The sequence below is a fragment of the Stenotrophomonas sp. YJH_SMC_82 genome, assembly GCF_059368875.1.
In genome coordinates, this window is record NZ_JCAFSE010000001.1 from 558,472 (window position 1) to 575,403 (window position 16,932).

General features: G+C 67.2%; 16 protein-coding genes. 9 read left to right on the plus strand and 7 right to left on the minus strand.

Annotation, left to right across the window (positions count from 1 at the left end; all coding sequences use genetic code 11):
- Positions 1–40 precede the first annotated feature (40 nt).
- Positions 41–556, minus strand: coding sequence for a lactoylglutathione lyase (gloA, locus tag AC5P53_RS02570; RefSeq protein WP_111206406.1), 516 nt, complete (start codon positions 554–556; stop codon positions 41–43).
- A 125-nt stretch (positions 557–681) separates the two neighbouring features.
- Here gloA and AC5P53_RS02575 point away from each other — a divergent pair, with 125 nt between their 5' ends.
- A complete protein-coding gene (locus AC5P53_RS02575) occupies positions 682–1,794 on the plus strand; it encodes a PLP-dependent cysteine synthase family protein (RefSeq protein WP_241887499.1) in 1,113 nt (370 codons plus the stop codon).
- Positions 1,795–1,932: 138 nt separating this feature from the next.
- Here the strand turns inward: AC5P53_RS02575 and AC5P53_RS02580 are convergent, their stop codons facing one another.
- Positions 1,933–2,337, minus strand: coding sequence for a hypothetical protein (locus AC5P53_RS02580; RefSeq protein WP_241887498.1), 405 nt, complete (start codon positions 2,335–2,337; stop codon positions 1,933–1,935).
- A 170-nt stretch (positions 2,338–2,507) separates the two neighbouring features.
- Between AC5P53_RS02580 and AC5P53_RS02585 the strand changes: the two genes are divergently transcribed.
- Positions 2,508–4,538 carry a M3 family metallopeptidase gene (locus tag AC5P53_RS02585; RefSeq protein ID WP_032961226.1) on the plus strand — a complete coding sequence of 677 codons (2,031 nt, stop codon included), beginning with the start codon at positions 2,508–2,510 and terminating at the stop codon, positions 4,536–4,538.
- A gap of 71 nt (positions 4,539–4,609) precedes the next feature.
- On the opposite strand, the gene AC5P53_RS02590 is transcribed toward AC5P53_RS02585, so the two are convergent.
- The 3 genes from AC5P53_RS02590 to AC5P53_RS02600 form a co-directional block, all read right to left on the minus strand.
- A complete protein-coding gene (locus tag AC5P53_RS02590) occupies positions 4,610–5,413 on the minus strand; it encodes an SDR family oxidoreductase (RefSeq protein ID WP_241887497.1) in 804 nt (267 codons plus the stop codon).
- On the minus strand, positions 5,410–5,976 hold the full coding sequence (locus AC5P53_RS02595) for a DUF1415 domain-containing protein (protein ID WP_049406028.1): 567 nt from the start codon (positions 5,974–5,976) through the stop codon (positions 5,410–5,412). Before AC5P53_RS02595 ends, AC5P53_RS02590 begins: the two co-directional genes overlap by 4 nt.
- Positions 5,977–6,077: 101 nt before the next feature.
- Positions 6,078–6,560 (minus strand): YajQ family cyclic di-GMP-binding protein, encoded by a 483-nt coding sequence (locus tag AC5P53_RS02600; RefSeq protein ID WP_006471121.1) that lies wholly within the window; start codon positions 6,558–6,560, stop codon positions 6,078–6,080.
- 155 nt (positions 6,561–6,715) lie between these two features.
- Between AC5P53_RS02600 and AC5P53_RS02605 the strand changes: the two genes are divergently transcribed.
- The 3 genes from AC5P53_RS02605 to AC5P53_RS02615 all read left to right on the plus strand — a co-directional run bounded on the left by AC5P53_RS02605 (position 6,716) and on the right by AC5P53_RS02615 (position 9,516).
- Positions 6,716–7,612: a DMT family transporter gene (locus tag AC5P53_RS02605; RefSeq protein ID WP_049444938.1), complete on the plus strand. Its 897-nt coding sequence runs from the start codon at positions 6,716–6,718 to the stop codon at positions 7,610–7,612.
- 210 nt (positions 7,613–7,822) lie between these two features.
- A complete protein-coding gene (locus AC5P53_RS02610; RefSeq protein WP_014648473.1) occupies positions 7,823–8,830 on the plus strand; it encodes a methionine ABC transporter ATP-binding protein in 1,008 nt (335 codons plus the stop codon).
- Positions 8,827–9,516: a methionine ABC transporter permease gene (locus tag AC5P53_RS02615; protein ID WP_134809318.1), complete on the plus strand. Its 690-nt coding sequence runs from the start codon at positions 8,827–8,829 to the stop codon at positions 9,514–9,516. Before AC5P53_RS02610 ends, AC5P53_RS02615 begins: the two co-directional genes overlap by 4 nt.
- Before the next feature lie 96 nt (positions 9,517–9,612).
- Here AC5P53_RS02615 and AC5P53_RS02620 read toward each other — a convergent pair whose 3' ends face one another.
- Positions 9,613–10,215: a lipocalin family protein gene (locus AC5P53_RS02620; RefSeq protein WP_014648471.1), complete on the minus strand. Its 603-nt coding sequence runs from the start codon at positions 10,213–10,215 to the stop codon at positions 9,613–9,615.
- A 128-nt stretch (positions 10,216–10,343) separates the two neighbouring features.
- On the opposite strand from AC5P53_RS02620, the gene AC5P53_RS02625 reads away from it, so the two are divergent.
- Together AC5P53_RS02625 and AC5P53_RS02630 are read left to right on the plus strand one after the other, a co-directional pair.
- Positions 10,344–10,667 (plus strand): hypothetical protein, encoded by a 324-nt coding sequence (locus tag AC5P53_RS02625; RefSeq protein WP_241887496.1) that lies wholly within the window; start codon positions 10,344–10,346, stop codon positions 10,665–10,667.
- Between the two features lie 69 nt (positions 10,668–10,736).
- Positions 10,737–12,833 (plus strand): prolyl oligopeptidase family serine peptidase, encoded by a 2,097-nt coding sequence (locus AC5P53_RS02630; RefSeq protein ID WP_241887495.1) that lies wholly within the window; start codon positions 10,737–10,739, stop codon positions 12,831–12,833.
- A gap of 118 nt (positions 12,834–12,951) precedes the next feature.
- On the opposite strand, the gene AC5P53_RS02635 is transcribed toward AC5P53_RS02630, so the two are convergent.
- Positions 12,952–14,145: a pyridoxal phosphate-dependent aminotransferase gene (locus AC5P53_RS02635; protein ID WP_049406038.1), complete on the minus strand. Its 1,194-nt coding sequence runs from the start codon at positions 14,143–14,145 to the stop codon at positions 12,952–12,954.
- Positions 14,146–14,288: 143 nt separating this feature from the next.
- Here AC5P53_RS02635 and AC5P53_RS02640 point away from each other — a divergent pair, with 143 nt between their 5' ends.
- Entirely contained in the window at positions 14,289–16,400 is a 2,112-nt protein-coding gene (locus tag AC5P53_RS02640; RefSeq protein ID WP_049406041.1) for a S9 family peptidase, read from the plus strand.
- A gap of 54 nt (positions 16,401–16,454) precedes the next feature.
- Positions 16,455–16,883, plus strand: coding sequence for a YbaN family protein (locus AC5P53_RS02645; RefSeq protein WP_241887493.1), 429 nt, complete (start codon positions 16,455–16,457; stop codon positions 16,881–16,883).
- Positions 16,884–16,932: the final 49 nt, after the last annotated feature.

Consider the following 16,932-nt stretch of genomic DNA (forward strand, 5'->3'; position numbering starts at 1 on the left):
TAGTGCCAGAAATGACTTAATCCCCTCCGTCCCCTTTTTGTCAGTTGGCGATGATTTCGACCCAGTAGCCGTCCGGGTCCTTGATGAAGGCCAGATTCTTCATGCGGCCGTCGGTCAGGCGTTTCTGGAAGGTCACGCCGAGGTCCTCGAAGCGCTGGCAGGCGGCCTCGATGTCCGGCACCGACACGCAGATGTGGCCGAAGCCGCGCGGGTCGCTGTTGCCGTCGTGGTAGACCGCGCCCTGCTGGGTCTCGGTGCCGTGGTTGTGGGTCAGTTCCAGCACGCCCGGCAGGCCGGCCATCCACAGGCGGCGCTGGCTGTCGTCTTCCGGCACCACTGCGCCGGCCGGCACGTAGGCCAGGAAGTACAGGCTGAACTGGGCGTCCGGGAAGTCGCGCTTGTCGATCAGCTGGTAACCCAGTACGCGGGTGTAGAAGTCCAGCGAGGCGGTGATGTCCTTCACCCGCAGCATGGTGTGGTTGAACACGAAGCCGCTGGTTTCGGCCGGTGCCTGGGCGGCGACGCCGGGGACATCGCGCAGGGCGGGAATGGTCATGGGGGAGGTCCTTCAGACGGGGCCGTTGCCGGCCGGATGGCGCCATTCTACCGGCCCGCACCTGACGGCACCGCGACGTACAATGGCCGGATCGCACCGTTCCGTCCTGATAACGATTGCCCGCCATGTCGCAGCGTGAATGGGTGGCCGCCGCCATCCGCAAGATCGAAGCCGATTTCAACCGTTCCGCCGATACCCATCTGATCCCGCTGGCGCTGCCCGGGTTCGAGGGCATCGACCTGTACCTGAAGGACGAGTCGAGCCATCCCACCGGCAGCCTCAAGCACCGGCTGGCGCGCTCGCTGTTCCTGTACGCGCTGGCCAACGGTTGGTTGCGCGAGGGCCGGCCGGTGATCGAGGCCTCCAGTGGCTCGACCGCCGTGTCCGAAGCCTATTTCGCGCGCCTGCTGGGCCTGCCGTTCATTGCGGTGATCCCGGCCACCACCTCGCCGGAAAAGATCGCGGCGATCGAGTTCCACGGGGGCCGCTGCCACCTGGTCGAGCGCGCCTGCGACCTCAACTGTGATTCGGAAAAGCTGGCCCGCGAAACCGGCGGCCACTTCATGGACCAGTTCACCTATGCCGAGCGGGCGACCGACTGGCGTGCCAACAACAACATCGCCGAATCCATCTTCAAGCAGATGGCCGAAGAGCCCAGCCCGGTTCCGGAATGGATCGTGTGCAGCCCGGGTACCGGCGGCACCGCCGCCACGCTGGGCCGTTATGTCAGCTACCGCCGGCATGACACCCGCATCCTCTGCGCGGACCCGGAAGTGTCGGTGTTCTTCGACGGCTACAAGGCTGCCGTGGCCGGTGAACAGGACTGGCGTGGACTGACCTGCAGCGGTGGCTCGCGCGTGGAAGGCATCGGCCGGCCACGGGTGGAGCCGAGTTTCATCCCGACCAGTGTCGATGCGATGGTGAAGGTGCCCGATGCGCTGAGCCTGGCCGCGATGCGCCATGTCAGCCGCCAGCTCGGCCGCCGTGTCGGTGGCTCCACCGGCACCAACTTCATCGGCGTGCTGCAGGCCGCGCAATGGATGCGTGAGGCGGGCCACCAGGGCAGCATCGTCAGCATCCTGTGCGACAGTGGCGAGCGCTATGCGCAGAGCTATTACGACCCGACGTGGTATGGGCGGCAGGGGATCGATGTCGACGGCGCCGATGCGCAGCTGGCGGCGGCGGTGGCCGGGCAGGGGTTGCCCGAACTGCCGTGGTGCAGCCTGGAAGCGTTGTAACGCGGCAACGCACGCCCGGCTGTGCATCGGCTGGGTAGCGTCTACTGTTGGTCGACCGCTCCACGTTCAGGTCGCCAGAATCCCGCGCTGCGCGCGAAAGTCGACCCACAGTCGACTCCACCCGGTCGCCGGGGCGTCTCAATACCCCGCTGCGGTGAACGCATCCAGCACCGCATCGCGCAGCGCATCAGGCAACGCCTCGATGTCCATCGCGCGGTCATCCAGGTGCAGGCTGGGGTCCAGGATGCTGGCGCGTCCCTGGGCCAATGCCTGCAGCCACAGCAGCACGCAGATCACGAACTCGCGCTCGTGGCCCAGCTGCAGCTGGCTGGCGCCGCGCTCGATCACCTCGAACGGGTACCACTCCTGGGCATCGTTGAACGTGCCGCCCTGCTGCAATACCGCCTGCAGCTGCTCCAAATGGCGGGGGGTGTCGTCGCCGGCATCGCACAGCGCGGCGATCCAGGCCAGTTCTGCCGGGCTGGCGGACAGCGCCAGCGAGCGCGCCGGTGAGATGGATGCCACTGCAGCCAGACCTTCCATGTAGGGCCTCGTTCGGTAAGTACCGCTGCGGACTCCCCCGCAGCCAGAGCTTCGGTGCGCGGCCGTCAGGCCGACGTGAACGCCGGCGCATGCCCCCTTGTCAGCCGCGCCTGTCAGCGCCATATCTGGGAAGCTGCCCGCCCGCCGGGCCCGTTCCCTGGAGATCTGCCGTGACCGTTGCCAACCCCCTGCTCGACTTTTCCGGACTGCCGCGCTTTGACGCGATCCGCCCCGAGCACGTCGCGCCGGCGCTGGATGTGCTGCTGGCCGAGGCCGAAGCTGCCGTCAGCGCAGCCGAGCGGGTGCAGCCGGTGCGTTGGGACACCTTCGTCACCCCGCTGGATGACGCCACCGAGCGCCTGTGGCGTGCCTGGGGCCTGGTCGGCCACCTGCAGGGGGTGGTCAACACCCCGGAACTGCGTGAGGCCTACAACGGCAACCTGCCGCGGGTGACCCGTTTCGCCAGCGCGCTGGGCCAGAACCTGGCGCTGTATCGCCAGTACCAGGCACTGGCCGCCAGCCCGGAGGCGGCGCATTTCAATGAAGCCCAGCGCAAGGTGCTGGACAACACGCTGCGTGACTTCCGCCTGGGCGGTGCCGAGTTGGCACCTGAGGCGCAGCAGCGCTTTGCGGCGATCAAGGAGGAACTGTCGGCGCTGTCGGCGAAGTTCTCGCAGAACGTGCTCGACGCCACCGATGCATGGTCGCTGTACATCGAGGACGAAGCGCGACTGCTGGGCCTGCCGGAAGACGTGAAGGCTGCCGCGCGCGCTGCGGCAGAGAAGGACGGCAGGACCGGCTGGAAACTGACCCTGCAGATGCCGTGCTACCTGCCGGTGCAGACCTGGGCTGAAGACCGCGACCTGCGCGAGATCCTGTACCGTGCCAGCGCGCAGCGTGCATCGGAGTTCGGCGATGACGCGCTGGACAACAGTGGCAACATCGACCGTATCCTTGCCCTGCGCGCCGAACTGGCCGCGTTGCTCGGCTTCGATTCGTACGGCCATTACTCGGTGGCGACCAAGATGGCGCAGGATCCGGCCGAAGTGCTGGGTTTCCTGCGTGACCTTGCCGCGCGAGCCAAGCCGTTCGCGGCCAAGGACCGCGCCGAACTGGAGCAGTTCGCACGCGAGCAGCTGGGCATCGATGACCTGCAGGCCTGGGACCTGGCGTTCGCCGCCGACCGCCTGAAGCAGGCGCGTTACAGCTATTCCGAGCAGGAAGTGAAGCAGTATTTCACCGAACCGAAGGTACTGGGCGGCCTGTTCTCGGTGATCGAGCAGCTGTATGGCCTGCATGTGCAGGAAGACAGCGCACCGGTGTGGCACGAAGACGTGCGCTTCTTCCGCCTGGTCGATGCGCAGGGCGCGCTGGTCGGCCAGTTCTACCTGGACCTGTACGCACGCGAGGGCAAGCGCGGCGGTGCGTGGATGGACGATTGCCGCAACCGTCGCGTGCGTGGCGACGGCAGCGTGCAGACGCCACTGGTCTACCTGGTGTGCAACTTTGGCCGGGGCGCCAACGGCAGGCCGGCGACCTTCAGCCACAATGAAGTGACCACGCTGTTCCATGAGATGGGCCACGGGCTGCACCAGCTGCTGACCCGCATCGGCGAACTGGGCGTGGCCGGCATCAACGGCGTGGAATGGGACGCGGTGGAGCTGCCCAGCCAGTTCATGGAGAACTTCTGCTGGGAATGGGACCACCTGCAGGGCATGACCGCGCACGTGGACAGTGGCGAGCCGCTGCCGCGCGCGCTGTACGAGCGCATGCTGGCGGCGCGCAATTTCCATAGCGGCATGGCCACGGTGCGCCAGCTGGAGTTCGGCCTGTTCGACATGCTGCTGCACAGCCAGTTCGAACCGGCGCAGGACAGCGTGCTGGCACTGCTGGACCGAGTGCGCGCGGAAGTGGCCGTGAACCACCCGCCGGTCTGGAACCGCTTCCCGCACCAGTTCAGCCACATCTTCGCCGGTGGTTACGCCGCGGGTTACTACAGCTACAAGTGGGCCGAAGTGCTCAGCGCCGATGCCTACGCCGCGTTCGAGGAAGCGCCGCAGGCACTGGCTGAAACCGGTGCACGCTTCCGCGATGAGATCCTGTCGCGTGGTGGCAGCCGCCCGGCGGCGGAGAACTTCAAGGCCTTCCGCGGCCGCGCGCCGCAGATCGACGCGCTGCTGCGGCACTCGGGCATGGCGTAAGCGAAAAAAAGGGGACGGAGGGGATTAAGTCGTTTGTGCACAAACGACTTAATCCCCTCCGTCCCCTTTTTCTATTCGGCGTAGATCATCTTCCGGGTCATGCCGCCGTCGACGATGAAGTCCTGGCCGGTGCTGAAGCCGGACAGCGACGACAGCAGGTACACCGCCAGCGCGCCGATGTCCTCGGGGCGGCCGACCCGGCCGACCGGGTGCTGTGCCTGGTCGATGGCGGAGTACTCCGGTGCGTGTCGCCGCGAGGGGGCCTGCCAGGCCGTGGTGCCGATCCAGCCCGGACTGATGCTGTTGACCCGCACCGTTGGGCCGGCACTGATCGCCAGCGCATGGGTGAACGCCACCAGCCCGCCTTTGGCCGCAGCATAGGCCTCGCTGTGCGTTTCGGATTGCCAGGCGCGGGTCGAGGCGATGTTGATGATTGCGCCGGCGGCGCTGGCCGTCAGCGCCGGTAGTGCGTGCTTGCTGCACAGGAAGGCGCCGTGCAGCGAGGACAGGCGGCGCTGCCACTCGTCCCAGTCCATGTCCTGCAGCTGCGTGCCATGCGGTCCGGCGATGCCCGCGTTGTTGACCAGCCCGTCGATACGGCTGAAACGCCGCAGGGCCACGGCGATGAAGTCGCGCACGCTGGCTTCGTCGGTGATGTCCAGGCGCTGGAATGCGGCCTCGCCACTACGCTGCCACTCCGCCAGGCACGCCTCGCCGGCCTCCACGTCCAGGTCGCCGATCAGCACGCGTCCGCCGGCACCGAGCACGGCCTGTGCGATGCCACGGCCGATGCCGTTGGCGCCGCCGGTGACCAGCACCACCTTGCCCGACAGCGGCGCGGCCGGCCATGCGGCAATCGGCGGCACCGTGCTCACGTCAGGTCTTCGCCACGCAGGCGGCGATGCCAGCCGTCCACGCCGATGCGGTCCAGGGTCTGGATGTTGCGCTCGACGATCACGTCCGGGTCCGGATAGACATCCACTGCGCGCGCCACGCTGTCTTCGCGCAGCAGGTGCAGGGTGGGGAAGGGCGCGCGATTGGTGTAGTTGCTGGCGTCGTCCGCTGCCACGCCGTCGAACTGGTAGTCCGGGTGGAAGCTGGCCACCTGCAGGATGCCCTGCAGGTCCAGTGCCTCGATCGCGGCGTCGGCGTTGTCGAGGAAATCGTTGTAGTCGAGGAAGTCGGTCAGCACCTGCGGATGCACGATCAGCGTGGTATCGATCTGCTCGGCCGGCGTATCGCGCAACAGCACCAGTTCCTCGGCCAGCTGCTCAACCAGCGCTTCCGGCGTGGTCGCATCACTGAGCACGATGCGGACCTGGTCCTTCACATACACCGCCTTGGCGAACGGGCACAGATTCAGGCCGATGACGATGCGCTCCAGCCACAGGCGGGTGGCAGCGATCGGGTCATCGGTGGGCAGGGGGGAATCGGTCATGGCGGGCGCGTCGGCTGGCGGGGCCGCCATTGTAGGCGCGTCGTTGGCAACGCGCCGTCGTGCCTGCCGCTGGCAGCGCCGGGGCATGCCCGGCGGATGCCTCAGTCGCGGAAGTTGTTGAACTGCAGCGGCAGCTCGAACTTGCCGGCCTTGAGCACGGCGATGGCGTCCTGCAGGTCGTCGCGCTTCTTGCCCTGCACGCGCAGCTTGTCGCCGTTGATCTGGCTTTCCACCTTCAGCTTGGCATCCTTCAGCGCCGCCGCGATCTTCTTGGCGATCTTCTGCTCGATGCCCTGCTTGACGGTGATCTTCTGCCGGGCTTGGGCCAGGTTGGTCTCGATGTCGCCGAACTCCAGGCTGAGCACGTCGATGCCGCGTGCGGCCAGGCGAGCACGCAGGATGTCGTTCATCTGCTTGAGCTGGAACTCGGTCGGCGCGGTCTGGTTGATGACATCGCCGTCGCGCTCGAACTTTGCGTCCACGCCCTTGAAGTCGAAGCGGGTGGCCAGTTCGCGGTTGGCCTGGTCGATGGCGTTGGTCAGCTCGTGGGTGTCGACTTCGGACACGACGTCGAAGGAAGGCATGGGCGGTGCTCCGCAGGTTTCAGTGGCGATCATTCTATCGCGAGGGCCCGCATGCCCGTCCCCTGTAGAGCCGAGCCCACGCTCGGCGGCTTTGTGAAGAGCAGCCGAGCGTGGGCTCGGCTCTACAGAAAGCGACGACCGGGCGATAATGGGCCATGAACGTGCAACGCTCCCCTTCGCGTGCGGTGGCCTGGATGGTCGCTGCGGTCGCCTGTTTCTCGCTGATGGACGCTGGCATGAAGCAGCTGTCGGCCAGCTATCCGACCCTGGAGGTGACCTTCCTGCGCGGCGCGGCCTCGTTGCCGTTCGTGCTGGTCTGGGTGTTGGCCAGCGCCGGCCCGCGCTCGCTGGTGCCGCGTCGCTGGGGCCTGCACCTGCTGCGTGGCGCGCTGGGCATGGCGATGATCGGCTGCTTCGTGTTCGCCCTGCGCGACCTGCCGCTGTCCACCGCCTACACCATCTATTTCGTCGCCCCGCTGCTGATCGCCGCCTTGTCGGTACCGCTGCTGGGCGAGCGGGTCGGGCCACGGCGCTGGGTCGCCATCGGCATCGGCCTGGTCGGCGTGCTGGTGGTGCTGCGGCCGGGCGTGGACGGTTTCATCTCGGTGCCCGGCCTGATGGTGCTGGCTGCGGCCACCGCCTATGCCGTGGCGGCGATCACGGTCAGCCTGCTGACCCGCACCGATACCTCGCAGTCGATGGTGGTCTGGTTCCTGGTGATCATGGCCATCGGTGCCGGCCTGCTGTCCCTTCCCGGCTGGGTGCCGCTGCAGCTGGCGCATGCGCCGCTGATCGCCGGCATGGGCCTGGCCGGGGCGCTGGGCCAGATCGCCCTGACCAAGGCGTTCCAGCTGGGCGAGGCCTCGATGATCGCGCCGCTGGAGTACAGCGGGCTGGTCTGGGTGATCGGCTGGGACCTGGCCTTCTGGGGCCAGCTGCCTGATGGCTATACCTGGGTGGGCGCCGCGATCATCGTGGCTTCGGGACTGTACCTGCTGCATCGTGAGCGGGTGAACCGGCAGGAGCCGCCGAAGCCGCTGGATCATCCCTGAGCCGGTTGGGCCTGGGAATGGGGTCAGAGCCCCTGCGGGGATCCGACCCCGGGGTCGGATCCCCGCAGGGGCTCTGACCCCAGCCAACACGTCGGCGCGGGCGGCTTAGAACCAAAAGGAATAACATTCTGGCCCATGGCGCGGGCGCGCGACCGCCTGCGCTGGTAGGCTGCACGCCCCCTTCCGTCACCCAGCCGGTGAGCCACGCCCGTGATCGAGTTCCAGCGCCTGCACAAATCCTATGCCGTTGCCGGCCGCGAAGTCAGCGCGCTGCAACCGCTGGACCTGACCATCGAGGCCGGTGAGGTATTCGGCATCATCGGCCATTCCGGCGCCGGCAAGTCGACCCTGATCCGCATGATCAACCGCCTGGAAGAACCCAGCGGTGGCCGGCTGCTGATCGGTGGCGAGGATGTCACCGCACTGGACGCGGACGGCCTGCGCACGCTGCGCCGGCGCATCGGCATGATCTTCCAGCACTTCAACCTGCTGTCGTCGCGCACGGTGGCTGGCAATGTCGCCTTCCCGCTGGAGCTGGCCGGCACGCCGCAGGCGGAGATCGACGCGCGCGTGGCCGAGCTGCTGCAGACCGTGGGCCTGGAAGCGCATGCGCAGAAGTATCCGGCGCAGCTGTCCGGCGGCCAGAAGCAGCGTGTCGGCATCGCCCGTGCGCTGGCGACCCGCCCGCAGATCCTGCTGTGCGACGAGGCCACCAGCGCGCTGGATCCGCAGACCACCGCCTCGGTGCTGTCGCTGTTGTCGAAGATCAACCGCGAGCTGGGCCTGACCATCGTGCTGATCACCCACGAGATGGACGTGATCCGCCGTGTCTGCGACCGCGTGGCCGTGCTCGATGCTGGCCAGATGGTCGAGACCGGTCCGGTTACCCGGGTGTTCCTGCATCCGCAGCACCCGACCACGCGGCGGTTCGTCAGCGAATCGGAGCACGTGGACGAAGGGGCGTTGCACCGCGATTTCGACGTGGTGGGCGGGCGCATCGTGCGCCTGACCTTCCTCGGCGGCGACACCTACGAACCCCTGCTGGGCAGCGTCGCGCGCCAGACCGGGGTCGACTACAACATCCTGTCCGGCCGTATCGACCGGATCAAGGACACCCCCTATGGCCAGCTGGTGGTCGCCCTGGTGGGCGGTGACCAGTCCGCCGCGCAGGCTGCCTTCGTGGCTGCCGGCGTGCATGTCGAGGAGCTGCGTCGATGATCATCGCCACTGCCGGCGGTTTCTTCCGTCACCTGGATGCGGGCAAGTGGGCCGACATCGGCCAGGCCACCCTCGACACCCTGCTGATGCTGCTCGGTTCGCTGCCGCTGACTCTGGCCATCGGCCTGCCGCTGGGTGTGCTGCTGTACCTGTTCGGGGCGCCGCAGATGAAGCGCCGGCCGTTTGCCTATGGCGTGCTGGCTCTGGTGGTGAACCTGCTGCGCTCGGTGCCTTTCATCATCCTGATGATCGTGCTGATCCCGGTCACGCTGTTCCTGATGGGTACCTCGCTGGGCGTGCGCGGCGCGATCGTGCCGCTGGTGATCGGCGCGGCGCCGTTCTACGCGCGCCTTGTCGAGACCGCGCTGCGCGAAGTGGATCGTGGCGTGATCGAGGCGACCCAGGCGATGGGCGCCACCACCTGGCAGCTGGTCACCCGGGTGCTGCTGCCGGAAGCACGCCCGGGGCTGATCGCCGGGGCGACCGTCACCACCGTGGCCCTGATCGGCTTCACCGCGATGGGCGGTGCGATCGGTTCCGGTGGCCTCGGCGACCTGGCGTTCCGCGATGGTTACCAGCGTTCGCACACCGACGTGGCGCTGGTCACCGTGGTCCTGTTGCTGGTCCTGGTGCAGCTGCTGCAGATGCTCGGCGACCGCCTGGTCGCGCATTACAGCCGCAAGTAACAGAATGCCGGGCGGCAGCCGGCCAGCGGCCGGCTCTACCCGATTGCCGGGAAAAAAACGGTAGTGCCGGCCGCTGGCCGGCAATTCCACGTGCGGTCAACGCGCGTTCGGTACTTCGTAGCCCAGCTTCCCGACCTGTTCCGGATGCTGAGGCACGCGCTTGAGCTTGTCGGTGTTCACGCCGTACTCGTCGCGCAGGCGCTCGGCCAGCTCCTTGTACAGGGCTTTGTCCATGTCCGGCTTGCGCGCGAAGATCCAGGCCATTTCGCGGCCCGGATAACCGATCAGTGCCCATGAATAGTCCGGGGCCACTTCCAGTACCCGCGAATGGGTCGGCACCACGCGATAGAACCAGGTTCGCCAGCCATGGTTGCCGCTGTCCGGATCGACGCTGGCACGTGCGCGAATTTCCTGCAGTGGTTCGCCGAAGCCATCACGGTAGCGGTAGGTGATGGCGACCTTGTGCTCGTCGCGCAGCTCGTACTCGTTGACGCTGGCGACATGCCCGCGTTCGATGAAGTTCGGCACGCGGCCGATCACATACCAGGTGCCCATGAAGCGCTTCAGGTCGATCGGCGCCCCCGGGTCGGCCGCGTCGGTGGCGCTGGCGCGGGGCGACGGCGGCTCACTGGCGGCCATGGCAGGACCTGCCAGGGACAGAGCCAGCAGCACGGCGCAGAACGGGCGGATCGAAGTCATGCGGGAGCGGGCTCCAGTGGGCTTGCACGCGCATGGTCGACTGTGTGCACGCGATCCGTCAATGGTGTCGCATCCTGTGAGAAGGGGCTTGCCCAAGCTGTGTTGCATTGTCTACCGGAGAAGCCCCCATGAACGCTCGTTCCGTCCGTCGCCCTGCAACTGAACGCGTCATCGAACGCGCCGACCCGCTCCTGCTGCGCGGCGTGCGGCAGCTGGCCCTGGCTGGGCTGGCGCTGGTACTGGTCTGGCCGGCGGCGCGTGGCAGCAGCGCATGGCTGGGCTGGCTGCCGATGTGGCTGGTGGGCATGCCGCTCGCGGCCTGGTGGGCGCTGCTGCGCTTTCCGCTGCCGCACCCGTCATGGCGATGGCGGGCGCGGCGTACCGGTGGACAGGCGCGCCGTCGGCCGGCTTCCGCCGCACGCGGCCGGCGCGGTCCGGCGGCCACGGCCTGACCTTCGACACGGGGGAGGCCGCGACATTCCGTGCTAGCGTTCCCCGGCTTATGACTGCCTGGAGCTGCAATGTCACGACTCGCTTCCGCCTGCCTGCTGGCCGGCATGATGACCGCTGCCTCGGTGGGGACCGCCGTGGCCGCTGAAGACACCGATCGCTACGCCTGGCTGGAGGACGTCACCGGCGACAAGCCACTGTCCTGGGTCAAGGAACAGAATGCCAGGTCCGAGGCGCGCCTGGCGCAGACCCCGGCCTTCAAGCAGATGGAGACCAGCATCCGCGAGGTGCTCGACTCCGACGCCAAGATTCCCGGCGTGCAGAAGATCGGTGACTACTACTACAACTTCTGGAAGGACCAGCAGCACGAGCGCGGCCTGTGGCGCCGCACCACCCTGGCCGAGTACCGCAAGGCCTCGCCGCAGTGGGAGACCGTGCTCGACCTGGATGCACTGAACAAGGCCGAGGGCGAGAACTGGGTCTGGCACGGCGCCGACTGCCTGCGCCCGGATTACAGCCGCTGCCTGATCGCGCTGTCGCGCGGCGGCGCCGACGCCGACGTCACCCGTGAGTTCGACCTGGCCAACAAGACCTGGATCAAGGACGGCTTCTTCCGTCCGGAGTCGAAGGGCGGCCTCAACTGGGTCGATCGCGACACCGTGTTCGTCTACACCGACTTCGGTGCCGGCTCGATGACCACCTCCGGCTACCCGCGCGTGGCCAAGCTGTGGAAGCGCGGCACGCCGATGGCCTCGGCCACCGTGGTGTACGAAGGCAAGCCGGAGGACATGTACATCGCGGCGATGCACGATGACACCCCGGGCTTCGAACGCAACCTGGTCAGCCGCACCCTGGCGTTCTACAACAACGAGCTCTACCTGCGTGGCGACGACGGCACGCTGACCAAGATCGACGCGCCGAACTCGGCCGAGAAGGGGTTGCACAAGCAGTGGCTGACCCTGGAACTGCGCGATCCGTGGACCGTGGGCGGCAAGACCTACGCGTCCGGTTCGCTGCTGGCGACGAAGCTGGACGACTTCCTGGCCGGCAAGCGCGACTTCGACGTGCTGTTCACCCCGACCGCGACCACCTCGCTGGCCAGTGCCAGCTGGACCAAGAGCCACCTGGTGCTGAACGTGCTGGACGACGTCAAGAACCGCCTGTCGGTGCTGACCCCGGGCGCCGACGGCTGGCAGACCAGTCGCTTCGTCGGCGCCCCGGCCTTCGGCACGCTGGCCGTGGCTGCGGTGGACAGCAATGACAGCGACGCGGTGTGGCTGACCGCCACCGATTACCTGACGCCGACCACGCTGGCCCTGGCCGAGATCGGCCAGGCACCGGAAACGCTGAAGACCATGCCGGCCTTCTTCGATGCCAAGGGCAAGGTGATCGAGCAGCACTTCGCCACCAGCAAGGACGGCACCCGCGTGCCGTATTTCGTGGTGCACGACAGGGCGATGAAGCTCGATGGCTCCAACCCGACCCTGCTGTATGGCTACGGTGGTTTCGAGATCTCGCTGACCCCGAGCTATTCCGGTGGCATGGGCCGCGCCTGGCTGGAGAAGGGCGGCGTGTACGTGGTCGCCAACATCCGCGGCGGCGGTGAGTACGGCCCGCGCTGGCACCAGGCGGCGCTGAAGCAGAACCGTCACAAGGCCTATGAAGACATGGCCGCGGTGGCGCGGGACCTGGTCAAGCGCAAGATCACCAGCGCCAAGCACCTGGGCGTGCAGGGCGGCAGCAACGGTGGCCTGCTGACGGGCAACATGCTGACCCAGTACCCGGAGCTGTTCGGTGCGGTGGTGGTGCAGGTGCCGCTGCTGGACATGAAGCGCTACAGCCACCTGTTGGCCGGCGCCTCGTGGATGGCCGAGTACGGCAACCCGGATACCAGCGACTGGGAATTCATCAAGACCTTCTCGCCGTACCACCTGTTCAACGCGAAGAAGAACTACCCGCCGGTGCTGTTCACGACCTCCACCCGCGATGACCGCGTGCACCCGGGCCACGCCCGCAAGATGGCGGCGAAGATGATCGACGCCGGCAAGGACGTGACCTACTACGAGAACATCGAAGGGGGCCACGGCGGCGCAGCCAACAACGCACAGGCCGCGCATATGTCCGCGCTGGCCTACAGCTTCCTGTGGGAGCGGTTGGGCGGCAAGTAAGCAGAACGGAAAACGCCGCCCTAGGGCGGCGTTTTTCTTTACCGGTAGTGCCGGCCGCTGGCCGGCAACCGCATCATTCAGGCATTCCCGGGTTGCTGGCCAGCGGCCGGCACTGCCGTCAACGTGATCCCTGCCAACGCTTCAACCCGCGTGCGATCCGCGCCACCGCCTCCTGCAACCGCGGTACTTGCTGGGTATACGCCAGCCGCACATGCTGGTTGGCGCGATGGAAGCCGAAATCCAGGCCCGGGGTGAACGCCACGTGCTCGGTTTCCAGGAAGTGCGCGCAGAACGCCTGCGCGTCGTCGGTGAACGCGCTGACATCGGCGTACAGGTAGAACGCGCCCTGCGGCTCGACTTCAATGCGGAAGCCGAGCTCACGCAACGCGGGCAGCAGGAAGTCGCGGCGTTGGCGGAACGCTTCCCGGCGCTGTTCGAAGATCGCCATCGATTCCTCGCTGAAGCAGGCGAGCGCGGCGTGCTGGGCGATGCTGGAGGCGCTGATGTACAGGTTCTGCGCCAGCTTTTCCAGGTCCGGTACCGCTGCAGGCGGTGCCACCAGCCAGCCCAGCCGCCAGCCGGTCATGCCGAAGTACTTGGAAAAACTGTTCAGCACGAACGCGCTGTCGTCCACCTGCAGCACGCTGGGCGCATCCAGGCCGTAGGTCAGGCCGTGGTAGATCTCGTCCACCACCAGGTGGCCGCCCCGCGCGTGCAGGGCCTGCGACAGTGCCGCCAGTTCGTCGGCGGACAGCACGGTGCCGGTCGGATTGGCCGGTGAGGCGACCAGCGCGCCGACGCTGTCGTCATTCCAGTGCTGTTCCACCAGCGAAGGGGTCAGCTGGTAGGCGGTGTCCGGGCCGACCGGCACCAGCTGCGCGCCGCCCTCGACGAGGCGCAGGAAGTGGCGGTTGCAGGGGTAGCCGGGGTCGGCCAGCAGCCAGTGGCGGCCGGGATCGACCAGCAGGCTGCTGGCCAGCAGCAGCGCACCGGACCCACCCGGGGTGACCAGGATGCGTTCGGGATCGACATCCAGCCCATAGTGGCTGCGGTAGAAACCGCTGATCGCCTGGCGCAGCGCCGGCAGGCCGCGCGCGGCGGTGTAGCGGGTGTGGCCGGCGGCCAGTGCGGCCTGGCCGGCACGCACGACGGGTTCGGCGGTAGTGAAGTCCGGTTCGCCGATTTCCAGGTGGATCACATCGTGGCCTGCCTGTTCCAGCGCCTGCGCGCGGGCCAGCAGGGACATCACGTGGAACGGAGCGATTTCATGGCTGCGCCGGCTGTAGCCCGGCGTGTGGGGCGGGGTGCTCATGTGCCCATGGTACGCCGGCCGGCGCAACCCATGACGTTCCGCAGGGTTGCCGCATTGCCGAGATTGGGGTCAGATCCCTTTTCGGGAAAAGGGATCTGACCCCGTCGAAGACCATTGCATTGATGCGCCAGGAGCCTTATCTCATGAAGTCCACCCTCTGCCTGTTGCTCGCCAGCCTGATGACCACGACTGCTACCGCCGCCACGCCGCCCGTTCCGCCGGATGCCGCCAAGCATCCGCATGTGGTCAAGGCGCCGTTCGGCGCGACCCGCAACGATGACTATTACTGGCTGCGCGACGACAAGCGCGAGAACAAGGACATGCTGGCCTACCTGCAGGCAGAGAATGCCTACGCCGACCAGCTGCTGGCACCGCTGAAGCCCCTGGAAGACACCCTGTACAAGGAGATCGTCGGCCGCATCAAGCAGGATGATTCCAGCGTGCCGGCGCGCGAGCGCGGCTACTGGTACTACAGCCGCTTCGAGACCGGCCAGGATTACCCCATCCACGCGCGCCGCAAGGGCAGCATGGAGGCGGCCGAGGAAATCCTGCTGGACGTCAACGCAATGGCCGCCGGCAAGGGCTACTTCAGCGTCGGCTCGATGGAAGTCAGCCAGGACAACCAGCTGCTGGCCTGGGCCGACGATGACGTCGGCCGCCGCCAGTACACGATCCGCTTCAAGGACCTGGCCACCGGCACGGTGCTGCCCGATGTGATCACCGGCAGCTCCGGCGACCTGGTCTGGGCCGACGACAACCGCACCGTGCTGTATGTCGAGAACGATCCGGAAACGCTGCTGACCGTGCGCGTGAAGAAGCACGTGCTGGGCACCCCGGCCAGCGCCGACACCGTCGTCTACGAAGAGAAGGACGACAGCTTCTACATGGGCATCGGCCGCACCCGCGACGATCGCTTCATCACCATCGGCGTGCACAGCACCGTGTCCTCGGAAGAGCGCTACGCGCCGGCCAGCGACCCGACCACCTTCACCGTGCTGGCGCCGCGCCAGCGCGATGTCGAGTACGACGCCGACCACCATGACGGCCGCTGGGTGATCCGCACCAACGACGGTGCGAAGAACTTCAAGCTGGTCACCGCGCCGACCGATGCCACCTCGCGCGCGCAATGGAAGGATTGGATCGCGCACGACGATGCGGTGTTCATCGAAGGCTTCGAACTGTTCGACACGTACACCGCCATCGCCGAACGTTCCGAGGGCCTGGAGCGCATCCGCCTGCTGTTCAAGGACGGGCGCAGCGACTACGTGAAGGCCGACGAGCCGGCCTATTCGATGGGCCTGGGCGACAACACCGAGGCCGATACGCCGTGGCTGCGCTACGTCTACACCTCGATGACCACCCCGACCACCGTGTTCGAGCTGAACACCGCCACCGGCGAGCGTCGCCAGCTGAAGGTGCAGCCGGTGATCGGCTATGACGCCTCGAAGTACGAGACCGACCGCGTCTGGATCACCGCGCGCGATGGCGTGAAGGTGCCGGTGTCGCTGGTCTACCGCAAGGGCTACCAGAAGGACGGCAAGGGCGCGCTGTTCCAGTACGCCTACGGCAGCTACGGCATGTCGATGGATCCGTACTTCAACCAGACCGCGGTCAGCCTGCTTGATCGTGGCGTGGTGTATGCCATCGCCCACATCCGTGGCGGCCAGGAGATGGGGCGCGACTGGTACGAGAACGGCAAGCTGCTGCACAAGCAGAACACCTTCAACGACTTCATCGACGTCACCCGTGGCCTGGTAGCACAGGGCTGGGCGGCGAAGGATCGCGTGGCCGCGTCCGGTGGCAGCGCCGGCGGCCTGCTGATGGGCGCGGTGGCCAACCAGGCGCCGCAGGATTACCGGGTGATGGTGGCGCAGGTGCCGTTCGTCGACGTGGTCACCACCATGCTCGACCCGACCATTCCGTTGACCACCAACGAATACGACGAGTGGGGCAACCCGGAGCAGAAGCCGTATTACGACTACATGCTGTCCTACTCGCCCTATGACAACGTGAAGCAGCAGGCGTACCCGGCGCTGTACGTGGGTACCGGCCTGTGGGATTCGCAGGTGCAGTACTGGGAGCCCGCCAAATGGGTGGCCAAGCTGCGTGATGACAACACCGGCCACTACCCGATCCTGTTCCGCACCAACATGGAAGCTGGCCACGGCGGCAAGTCGGGGCGCTTCCAGCGCTACCGCGAACTGTCCGAGTCGTACGCGTTCGTGCTGCAGCAGCTGGGCATCGCCCAGCCGTAACGGCGAAGGGGCGCCGGGCGCTGCCTGGCACCCCGAACCGGTATCCTTGCGGCCATGAGCCTGCCCGAGCCATCTGCACCCCGCGATAGCGCCACGCCGCCGCGCGTGGTGCGTTTTCGCTGGGCATGGTGGCTGCTGGCGTACGTCAGCCTGGGCACCGGCATCGTCGGCATCTTCGTTCCGGGGCTGCCGACCACCGTATTCATCCTGATCTCGGCCTGGGCCGCCTCGCGCGGTTCGGAGCGCCTGCATACCTGGCTGCTGGAGCATCCGCGTTTCGGCCCGGCCATCGCCAACTGGCAGGCACACGGGGCGGTCAGCCGCTACGGCAAGTGGATGGCCACGATCACCATGGCGGTATGCGCCGGCATCATGCTGTGGTGCGTGCCGATCGCCTGGGTGAAGTGGTTCTCGATCGGCAGCATGACCGTGGTCGCAATCTGGCTGTGGACGCGGCCGCTGCCACCACCGCCCGCGGATTGAGCGCCGGCGGTAGTGCCGGCCGCTGGCCGGCCACCCGATTCCCTGCACC

Excerpts from the sequence above, each read along its gene's own strand:
- gloA (WP_111206406.1), bottom strand. The coding sequence starts at position 556 with ATGACCATTCCCGCCCTGCGCGATGTCCCCGGCGTCGCCGCCCAGGCA.
- AC5P53_RS02575 (WP_241887499.1), top strand. The coding sequence starts at position 682 with ATGTCGCAGCGTGAATGGGTGGCCGCCGCCATCCGCAAGATCGAAGCC.
- AC5P53_RS02580 (WP_241887498.1), bottom strand. The coding sequence starts at position 2,337 with ATGGAAGGTCTGGCTGCAGTGGCATCCATCTCACCGGCGCGCTCGCTG.
- AC5P53_RS02595 (WP_049406028.1), bottom strand. The coding sequence starts at position 5,976 with ATGACCGATTCCCCCCTGCCCACCGATGACCCGATCGCTGCCACCCGC.
- AC5P53_RS02600 (WP_006471121.1), bottom strand. The coding sequence starts at position 6,560 with ATGCCTTCCTTCGACGTCGTGTCCGAAGTCGACACCCACGAGCTGACC.
- AC5P53_RS02605 (WP_049444938.1), top strand. The coding sequence starts at position 6,716 with ATGAACGTGCAACGCTCCCCTTCGCGTGCGGTGGCCTGGATGGTCGCT.
- AC5P53_RS02615 (WP_134809318.1), top strand. The coding sequence starts at position 8,827 with ATGATCATCGCCACTGCCGGCGGTTTCTTCCGTCACCTGGATGCGGGC.
- AC5P53_RS02620 (WP_014648471.1), bottom strand. The coding sequence starts at position 10,215 with ATGACTTCGATCCGCCCGTTCTGCGCCGTGCTGCTGGCTCTGTCCCTG.
- AC5P53_RS02625 (WP_241887496.1), top strand. The coding sequence starts at position 10,344 with ATGAACGCTCGTTCCGTCCGTCGCCCTGCAACTGAACGCGTCATCGAA.
- AC5P53_RS02630 (WP_241887495.1), top strand. The coding sequence starts at position 10,737 with ATGTCACGACTCGCTTCCGCCTGCCTGCTGGCCGGCATGATGACCGCT.
- AC5P53_RS02635 (WP_049406038.1), bottom strand. The coding sequence starts at position 14,145 with ATGAGCACCCCGCCCCACACGCCGGGCTACAGCCGGCGCAGCCATGAA.
- AC5P53_RS02640 (WP_049406041.1), top strand. The coding sequence starts at position 14,289 with ATGAAGTCCACCCTCTGCCTGTTGCTCGCCAGCCTGATGACCACGACT.
- AC5P53_RS02645 (WP_241887493.1), top strand. The coding sequence starts at position 16,455 with ATGAGCCTGCCCGAGCCATCTGCACCCCGCGATAGCGCCACGCCGCCG.